Source organism: Verrucomicrobiota bacterium (assembly GCA_037139415.1).
GTDB lineage: Bacteria > Verrucomicrobiota > Verrucomicrobiia > Limisphaerales > Fontisphaeraceae > JBAXGN01.
Map to the genome: position 1 here is coordinate 1 of JBAXGN010000247.1, position 9,520 is coordinate 9,520.

Here is a 9,520-nt window from a genome sequence, read left to right on the forward strand (position 1 = left end):
TTGAGCTGCTGGCTTCGTTGCTCGCTCGTTATCCCGACAGGTCGGGACGGGTATGTGCCTCGCTCGCGTCTCGCCAGCCGCCCAAAATCCTGCGCGCCTTAGTCTCATCTTGAAAGCTCATTGGAATAAGGAGACTTAAACATATTTCTTTCGGGTTCAATCGGCTACTTGTCCCATGGCGCAGCCGCGGCATTCCGGAGAATCCCGGCAAGCAGGAGTCCATGCAGTTGTCGTTTCCGGATGAAAGCGTACGCGCCTTCGCCCATGAGCTGATTCTCGACTGCGAGATCTTCGAGGCCGGTCAGGACCACAATTCGCTTGTTGCCGGTCAAAGCCGCCATTTTTCGGTAGGTCTCGATTCCGTTGGCATCCGGCAGCGTTAAGTCCAGGAGGATGACATCAAAGTCGCCGGAGGCTAAAGCCGCTTCGGCGGTGGAAACGCGGCCCACGTTCGCGACGCGGAAGCTGCCAGGTCTCGCTTCCTCCAGGAATTCGCTGACCAGCCGGGCATCGCCGGGATTATCCTCGACTAAAAGCACCTTGATCAAAGTCAGGTATTTATAAGACTGCGTCATGGCTGTCGTTGGCTCCCGGGCAATCGGACAATCGTGAACCAGAAATCTTCTATGGCCCGAACCACTTTGATGAATTGATCGAGGTCAATCGGTTTCGTGACGTAGCAGTTCGCATGCAGGTTGTAGCTTTTTGCCACATCCTCCTCGGCCTTGGAGCTGGTCACGATGACCACTGGTATTTGCCTGAGCGCTTCATCATTTTTTATCTGAGCCAGTACTTCGGTCCCGCTCAATTTTGGCAGGTTTAGATCCAGTAAAATGATATGGGGGGTGGCCGCCGTGGCATAATTGCCCTGCTTGCGCAAGATCGCCAGCGCCTCCACTCCGTCGCGCGCCACGGTCAAGCGGTTGTGCACCTTCGCCTCTTTCAGCGCTTCCTGCGTCAATCGCACATCGCCAAGGTTATCTTCGACTAATAGAATCTCGATGGGGGTCATGCCATTCCTGTGGTTGAGGTTGCGGCGGTTCGGGGGAATTTAACATAAAAAGTCGTGCCCGGTCCGGCTTTCGGTTCCACCCAGATTTTTCCGCCATGCGTGTCCATGATTTTTTTGCAGATGGCCAATCCGATTCCCGTGCCGGGATACTCCTGTTTGGAGTTCAGGCGTTGAAATATCACAAATATCTGCTCGCGGTATTCCGGGGCGATCCCAATGCCATCATCATGCACCCCCAGCAGCCATTCCCCGCTCCGTTTTTCGGCCGAGACGTGAATCTGCGGCCCGCGCTTCCCTCTGAACTTGATGGCGTTGCCGAGCAGGTTTTGCAAAAGTTGCGTCAGTTGATTCGGGTCGGCCTCCAGTTCGGGCAGGGCGTCGTGGGTGATGGTTGCGCCGCTCTCCTGGATGCTCGTTTCCAGATTCTTGACCGCTTCCCGGAACGCGTTTTCGACCGGCGTCCGGACCAGCTTTCCGCGCCTTGAACCCACCCGGGAATACGCCAGCAGATCATCAATCAGCCGCTGCATGCGTTGCGCGCCATCCACCGCGTACTGGATAAATTCATCGGCATCCGCATCCAGCCGGCCCTTGTACCGGCGGCCGAGCAGTTGACAGTAGTTCGAGACCATCCGCAGCGGCTCCTGGAGATCGTGCGACGCGACATAGGCGAACTGCTCCAGGTCCCGGTTGCTCAGGGCCAGATGCTTGACCGACTCGACTAATTTTGCCTCCGAGTCTGCGCGCTTTCTGGTGGCGTGGGACGTGATCACCCCCGCCCCCACGACCAGCGCGAACGTCAGGGCGGTGCCGATGAATAGGATGATCATTGCCCTCCCCGTTCCCCGGTTCATCGCGGCATCACTGGCATTCAACAGGTCGGTTTCTTCTTGGACGAGTTCTTCGCAAATCCGGCGGATTTCGTCCATCACCCGTTTGCCGACATCCCTATTAACGATTTGCAGCGCCGCCGGCAAACCCTCGCTGCGCCGAAGCTGCACCGTGCTGTTAAGCTCGTCGAATTTTAATTTTATCTGCTGTTCCAGGCGGGCCAATAGCTCGGCCGGTCGGTCCTCTGACTCCCGGAGGCGCCGCAGCTCGGCGAGCAGCCGTGGAATCTCCAGCACCGACGTTTGATACGGTTCTAAATAATTATCTCTTCCGGTCAGCAAATAACCTCTTTGCCCGGTTTCCGCGTCCGTGACTTCCGCCAGAAGCTTGTGGATTGCGTTGAGCGTCAAAAAGCTGTGCTTGCGCAACAAGCTGGAGCGGAAATAGGACTGAAAGGTGAAATACGACGAAGCGCAAATCACCGCGAGAACGAATAATCCCGCTGCCAGTAGAATGCTCGTGTGCTTCTGGCCAAACTCACTGATCGCTGTGCGGTTCCATTTCAAGCCAGACAATAGTACGGGTTTCCTTGGCGGGGCGCTATGGGGTGTTCACCCTATGCGAACCCCATGAGTCGCTGGTTCCAATACGGCAGTTGCCACGGCTGATAAGGGCGGCGGCAGCGGTGCCAAACCTCCCCCAGGCCTGAAATGTGGGGCGGCGCACTCCGGGGCAGCGCGGCCTGATTTTGAAAATCGTCGCGGAATACAATCAGGGCCAAAACCAGGCCGCAGCGTTGGCCTTGGGGCGTTTAACCCGAAAACCGAGGTTGGAGCGGATGGGCTTTCCCGGTTGTTACTTGTTGCTGAGGGTCTGCTTCTTCGGGTTCGGCGGATTATAGCCGTGCGTGGAGCCCTGCGTATATTCGATGGTCTTCGGCGCCTTGATGTTGTTGTACAGGACCGAAACGCCGGAGGGCGGGCAGACATAGTCGCCCAGCCCGGTCGTGATGAAGGTCGGGCATTTGATCCGTTTTCCCATGGTGGCTGTGTCGTAATATCCGAGTCCGTCGGCATAGTCCGGCCGCCAACCGCGCAAGCGACCCAGCTTGATTCCACCGAGATCGCAGCACCAAGGCTTATAAGCGTTACACTGGGTGACATCCGTATCGAGCGCCGCCGCCGTGATGGCTTGCAAACCGCCCTGGCTGCCGCCGGAGGCGATAAGCGTTTTGCCATTCCACTCCGGACGCGTCTTGACATATTCCAAGGCCCGCAGGAGGCGGAACATCATGCCGCTGAAGTAGGCGGTCTCGGGCTTGGCGTTCTCAGTGGCGCTGAAACCGTAGCCCTTGAGGGCGCCGTCTTGGAGCGCCTTGTAATATTCAGGCTCCCGGCCGTTCTCAATCCCATGCGCGTTGATGTCGAGCACCAGCATGCCGGGCCAGCTCTCCTGGTTGGCCCCGCCCACCCCATACCCATGGAAGCTCACTTGGGCTCCCAGCGATTTTTCCTTGGCGTTTTCCGGGACCGACAGGTAGCCGGAAACCGGCTTCCCGCCAGCGCAGGCGATGCTGACATCATAAACTTTAAATCCCGGTTTTTTCGAGGCAACTTCTTTGAGGGTGGCCTTCATCGGGACTTCCGCCAGTTTGGCTTTCTGAGCCTTCCAGAACGCGTCGAAATCGGCCGGCTCCGGATAGCCCTCAAGCTTCGTGGGCTCGACCCCGGCACCCCCCTCGAACTTCAAGGGGCTGCCCTTCGCGTCTTTTACGGGCGTGCCATCCGCATTAAACACGGAGATCTCCAGGCGTACGAAACCGGGCTTGTCCGTGGCCGTGGTGATTTCAACCGGCTGGGTCGCAGAGCTTTTTCCCTCACCCTTGACGGTCTTGCCATCATCACCGGTCCGGGTCCATTTAAGCGTCTTTTCGGCCAGCGGCTGACCGTCGTCCACGAGTTGGACCTTGAAAGTCATGATTTCGTTAGGCCGATAGGAGACCGGCTCCTTGTCCGTAGCCCAGTTGAGTGATAGGGTGCCCCCCAGCAGCGCTGAGGTGTACCAAAAGGCCGCGAAGGCCGCCGTCATGAAACGTATATGCATGTCATTTCCTTTGCCGTTAACTGATAAATCACCTGAACACCGGTGGCTGTGCCGCCAAGTTGCCACACCCACCGGGGTCCTGAGTTGGTGATCCTGGGAAGTTTCTACCGTCCAGACTGGCGGAGCGCAAGCTGCAAGTAACACACCTTATGAGGCGCTCCAGTAGCGCGACGCCCCCCGACGACAAAACGGGCGTGATTCAGAGGGTCTTCGGCAGATAGGGGCGAACGCGCTCGGCCAGCAGTTGGCAGCCGGCGGCGTTGAAGTGGAGTTGATCGGCGTTGAAATACAGCTAAACATAAACGAACCCAGCGATCAAATTGACCTTGGCCATACGCTCCATTTTGAAAGTAATTATCGCTATCGCTTTTATGACAATTGAATATTGCACATCTTGAGCTACTCTATGCCGATGGAACAAATACACGGACATGAAGTCATGCAAATGATGTTGCAATCGGGCAAGGCCTACTCTCGGGCTACGCTGCTCGCCGATATCATTGCGAAATTTGGATCGGAAGCGCGCTTCCATACCTGTTCAGCGGAAAACCTTACTCCAGAAGGCATCATCGACTTTCTGCAAGCCCGAGGTAAATTCGTGCCGAGTCCGGAGGGCTTTCAAACCTCCGCTGACCTGATGTGTAAGCATTAGCGCAAGGGCATGAATACTGGCAAACCGATCACGCCTGAACGCCTCATGCAATTTGCCTGGGGGTACGCTCCGACTTTGATTATTGAGGCCGCGGTGCATCACGGGGTTTTTGACCAACTGAATCGGCAACCGCAAACCTTGGAACAATTGGTAGCAAAACTGGGCGTGGCAAACCGCGGATTAAAAGCCATCCTGGATGCACTGGTTGGGCTGCAATTGCTGGCCCGGGAAGGCGCGACCTACCGGCTCACGCCGGAAAGCGCCACCTATCTGGTAGCCGGTTCATCGGATTATCGCGGGGCATTTTTCCGCCATCACACGGAACAGTTACTGCCCCAATGGATGCAGTTGAAGGAAGTCGTGCGCACCGGTCAGCCAGTCAAACGCACGGATCAGGATACGCATGGCGAGCAGTATTTTTCGGAGTTTGTAGAATCCCTGTTTCCCGGCAGTCTTCCGGCGGCAACGATGTTGGGAAAGCACTTGGGTATCCCGGCGGCACAAACACCTGTACGTGTGCTGGACCTGGGGGCCGGATCCGGCGTCTGGGGGATCGCTTTGGCCAAACAATCGCCCCAGGTGCGAATCACCGCCGTGGATTGGCCGGGGGTGCTGGAGGTAGCCAAAAAAATGGCCATGCGCCATGGGGTTGCCGAGCGTATGACGGTCGTGGCGGGTGATTTGTTTGTCGTGGATTTCGGTTATAATCACCAAGTGGTCACCTTGGGGCACATCCTGCATAGCGAGGGACCCGATCGCGGTCGTCAATTGTTGAAAAAAGCCGCAGAAGCGCTCGCACCAGGCGGCACGCTGGCCATCCAGGAATTCCTGCCTAACGATGAACGTACGGGGCCACCGCTCCCGCTGATGTTCGCGGTGAACATGCTCTTAAATACGGAGGCGGGCGGCACATACACGTTTGCTGAGATCACCGGCTGGCTGCTGGCGGCCGGCTTGGAACAACCGCGTCAACTACCCGTACCCGGACCATCACCGCTCATCCTGGCAAACAAACCTGTCAAGTAAGTTCAAAGCCACTACAGCCTCATCATGGGTGTTTGGGTAGCGATTTATGGAACGAGCTTGCAAAATTTAAATGGGAAGGGGACAGGGCAAAAAGATTGGCTGGCAGAAAAATGCAGGTGAAATATGGCGACGAGGACAATAGGCTAAGCCCTTTGACAGGATGAACATGATTCACAGGATGCGCAAAATCCGGTTTTCAGGATCACATGAGTTTTAGCTTTTCCTCGATTGCGACGGACCCTCGCCCTCGCGGTGGATAAGCGGCGTTTGGTGGCGACAATCAGTTCCTGCGAAAAGTTTCTTTTGCTTATTCCACGAAAGGCATAACTTTACGTCCTGATTTATGATCGAATACGTTTTCAAGATGGCTGATGGGACGACGTTTCAGTTCGAGGTGGATTTGGAACGGACTGGCCAGCCCACCACAGCCCCAGCTCAACCCGCCACGTGGACCGCCCTGGGTTACCAAAGATGCCCCAACTGCCCGCTGAACCCGCAGGTTCATAGCCGGTGTCCGGTAGCGGTAGACATCGAAAGCATCACCTCCAAGTTCAACCGGATTCTCTCTTACACCCAAGTCGCGGTGGAAGTGCGCACCCCGGAACGAACGTACCTCAAACAATGCGACGCCCAAACCGGTTTGCGAGCCCTGCTGGGTCTGGTAATGGCCAGCAGCGCCTGCCCGGTTTTGGCGCGGCTGAAGGGATTGACGCATTATCACCTTCCCTTTGCCACGATCGAGGAAACGCTATTCCGCAGTGCCTCCGCCTATTTGCTGAAACAATACTTTATTTTTAAGGATGGCGGCAGGCCGGACCTCAACCTGAATGGACTCGGCCAATTGTACGAGGAGTTGAACCGCGTCAACACGGCCCTCAAGGCGCGCCTCCAATCCGCCAGCGAGGCTGACGCCAACTTGAACGCCGTCGTATCGTTGTTGTATCTGGGCATGTCGGTCGCCTTCTCACTGGAAGATAAACTGATGGAATTGCGGCCGCATTTCCTGGATAACATCGGTTAAACGAACTCACCAAGGGCAGTCCACCTCATTATTTAAAAGTTTTCGTTTTCGGGGTCATTTTCGGAGTTCGACCATCGCAACGCAGCAACAGCGTAAAATGATCAGTTATGGTTTGATAGCCGGGGTTTGACAAGTGGTGGCTCCGGCTATTTAATGACGGGGTGTTTTGGAACGACATGAATCATCACGCACATCGCCGGTGTTTTGGCGTCGGCTCGTGGCTCGCGCCCGCGCTCGCCGTCGTGCTATCCGGTTGCACCACTACCAATCCGCCATCCCCCCAATCTCCTATGTCCGCATCTACCCTTGCCCAACTACAAACCCAGGCTGCCCACTATCATTCCCGCCTGAGTCTGCCCGAGTTTGAAACCACTCCGGCGGCAGTCAAGGCCGCGGTGGAACAGGCCATTGCCACGGCCAACGCCCGGCTTGATGCCATTGGCACGCTGGACCGCACGCGCCTGGATTTCAACCATAGTGTGCGGGCGCTGGATGATTTAGTGTATGCCGCCGGGTTGACCGCCAACCGGCTTGGGCTGATGAAGGAAACGCACACGGATGCCGCCATGCGCCAGGCTTGCTTGGAAGCAGAAAAGGTTTTTCAAGATTGGGCGGTGGGGCTGGATTATCGGGCGGATGTCCACGCCACGCTTCAGGCTTACGCCGATACCAAACCCACCCTGAATGTCGAAGATGCCAAACTGCTAAAGGAAACCCTGCGGGATTACCGGCGCGCCGGTCTGCATCTGCCCAAGGAACAGCGCAGCGAAGTGGAGCGGTTGCGCAAGGAGTTGGCCCGCCTGATCACCGATTTCCAGTCCAATGTCAATAAGGCCAAACTGGCGGTCAAGTTCACCCGGGCCGAACTGGAAGGGGTGCCGGATACGTTGTTGGGACAGCCGGGGGTCAAGACCGGCGAGGATGAATATACGATCGCGGCCAATGTGACGTTCCAATATCAACTGGTGGCGGAAAACGCGAAAAAAGAAGCGACCCGCAAAAAGCTGTTGACCGCCCGCTACCAGCTCGCGCGTGAGGCCAACCTGCCTTTGCTGCGGCAAATCCTGGACCTGCGCGATACCATCGCCAAAAAACTGGGCTACGCCACTTGGGCCGATTACCAGATCGAGCCGAAAATGGCCAAAACCGCCGCCACCGCCCGCCAGTTTCTGCTGGACCTGAAGACAGGGTTGCAACCCAAGTTTGATGCGGAATTGAAAGCGTATCAGGCGTTCAAGGCGCGGGATACCGGCGAGGCAAACGCCCGGATTGAGATTTGGGATACGGCTTATTACATGAGCCTGCTGCAAAAGGAGAAATACTCGGTGGATGCCGAGAAATTGCGGGATTATTTTCCCTACCAACAAGTGTTGGACGGCATGTTCAACATTTACCAGAACATCTTTGGCATTCGTATTCAGCCCGTAGAACCGCCGTTCAAATGGATTGCGGATCTACGCCTCTTTGCCGTCACGGATACCGCCACCGGCGAACCGTTGGGGCTGTTGTACATGGATATGTTCCCGCGCGACGGCAAATACAATCACTTCGCCCACTTCAGCCTGATCGAAGGCAAACGCACGGCGGATGGGGTTTACCAACGGCCCACCTCCGCCTTGATTTGCAATTTCCCGCCGCCGACGCCGGGGCGTCCCTCGCTGTTGTCCCATCACGAGGTGGAGACGTTGTTTCATGAATTCGGGCACGCGTTGCACTCGTTGTTGACGCGCGCCAACCATGCCCGATTCTCCGGCACCAGTGTGCCGCGTGATTTTGTGGAAGCCCCCTCGCAGATGCTTGAAAATTGGGTGTGGGATCGCGCGGTGCTCGATACCTTCGCCGCTCATTATGCGCGGCCGGCGGAAAAGATTCCGGCGGATATCCTGGCCGGGTTGAAGCAGGCGCGGTTGGCGACCATCGGCACATTTTATCGGCGGCAATTGACCTTCGGGTTGATTGACCTCACGTTCCATTCGGATTTCAAGGCGGGGACAGGACAGGACCCGGTGAAGGTCGCGAATGATGTTTTCCGCGACGTGTTTCTCCCCGTTCCAGACGATACGGCGTTCGTAGCCTATTTCGGCCATCTGATGGGGTACGACGCCAGCTATTACGGCTACGCGTGGGCGGAGGCCATTGCGGCAGACATGGACACGGTGTTTGAAAAGGCGCCGAAACGGTATTTTGACGCCGTCACAGGCCGGCGGTTGCGGGATGAAATTTATGCGCCCGGCGATTCACGGGATGTCAATGTGTCCATTGAAAAGTTCCTGGGGCGTCCGCGTTCCCTGGAGCCGCTCCTCATACAGTTGGGCATCCGGCAGTAGGGAATGCGGAGTGCGGATTTCGGAATGCGGAATGAGGACCAGTTACTGAGAGGTCCGCAGGATGGACTACAACCCGCCACCGGCGGCGCGCTACGGAGCGCGCGCCATACCACGGACGGTGTATTCCAAACCACGGATTCCTCTGTGTCAGTAACCAGTTATCAGTGCGGAATGCGGAGTGCGGAATTGGTTGTTTTGTTTTCCTTTTTACTGATTACTGTTCAATTGTCCCTGCTGTCCTTGAACTTTCACCCCTCATCCTTTTTCAGTCCAGTGTCCGCCGTTGTCACTCCCCCCATGTTACCTTAAATCAAAAAAATCTTATGCGAGCACCCCAAACCACCAACCCTTGGCAGCCTGCCAAACCTGCCGTTTCCCTCGTTCCCGTAGGATTTCACCAGCACCTTCATCCCACTCGTAGCGCACTCATCATACCTGACCATGACAAAATGTCTTGTCATCAGCACCTTCCAGCGTTAAAGGTTTCCCATGGCAACTAAGTGCTTATCCGCAAATAAAAGTTGCCTTTTTCGCCGTGCTCTGTCAAT

Annotated in this window: 8 protein-coding genes; 4 read left to right on the forward strand and 4 right to left on the reverse strand. The window is 56.5% G+C overall.

Annotated elements, in window-relative coordinates; translation table 11 throughout:
• Positions 1-164: 164 nt before the first annotated feature.
• The 4 genes from WCO56_27085 to WCO56_27100 form a co-directional block, all read right to left on the reverse strand.
• Positions 165-575 (reverse strand): response regulator, encoded by a 411-nt coding sequence (locus WCO56_27085; protein ID MEI7733266.1) that lies wholly within the window; start codon positions 573-575, stop codon positions 165-167.
• A complete protein-coding gene (locus WCO56_27090; protein ID MEI7733267.1) occupies positions 572-1,012 on the reverse strand; it encodes a response regulator in 441 nt (146 codons plus the stop codon). The genes WCO56_27085 and WCO56_27090 overlap by 4 nt, the downstream gene beginning before the upstream one ends.
• Positions 1,009-2,418 (reverse strand): CHASE3 domain-containing protein, encoded by a 1,410-nt coding sequence (locus WCO56_27095; protein ID MEI7733268.1) that lies wholly within the window; start codon positions 2,416-2,418, stop codon positions 1,009-1,011. The genes WCO56_27090 and WCO56_27095 overlap by 4 nt, the downstream gene beginning before the upstream one ends.
• Before the next feature lie 280 nt (positions 2,419-2,698).
• Entirely contained in the window at positions 2,699-3,946 is a 1,248-nt protein-coding gene (locus WCO56_27100; protein MEI7733269.1) for an acetylxylan esterase, read from the reverse strand.
• A gap of 412 nt (positions 3,947-4,358) precedes the next feature.
• Here WCO56_27100 and WCO56_27105 point away from each other — a divergent pair, with 412 nt between their 5' ends.
• The 4 genes from WCO56_27105 (at position 4,359) to WCO56_27120 (ending at position 8,972) form a co-directional block, all read left to right on the forward strand.
• Positions 4,359-4,598: a YecH family metal-binding protein gene (locus tag WCO56_27105; protein MEI7733270.1), complete on the forward strand. Its 240-nt coding sequence runs from the start codon at positions 4,359-4,361 to the stop codon at positions 4,596-4,598.
• A 9-nt stretch (positions 4,599-4,607) separates the two neighbouring features.
• Positions 4,608-5,624 carry a class I SAM-dependent methyltransferase gene (locus WCO56_27110; protein ID MEI7733271.1) on the forward strand — a complete coding sequence of 339 codons (1,017 nt, stop codon included), beginning with the start codon at positions 4,608-4,610 and terminating at the stop codon, positions 5,622-5,624.
• A gap of 343 nt (positions 5,625-5,967) precedes the next feature.
• On the forward strand, positions 5,968-6,645 hold the full coding sequence (locus WCO56_27115; protein MEI7733272.1) for a hypothetical protein: 678 nt from the start codon (positions 5,968-5,970) through the stop codon (positions 6,643-6,645).
• 176 nt (positions 6,646-6,821) lie between these two features.
• On the forward strand, positions 6,822-8,972 hold the full coding sequence (locus WCO56_27120; protein MEI7733273.1) for a M3 family metallopeptidase: 2,151 nt from the start codon (positions 6,822-6,824) through the stop codon (positions 8,970-8,972).
• Positions 8,973-9,520: the final 548 nt, after the last annotated feature.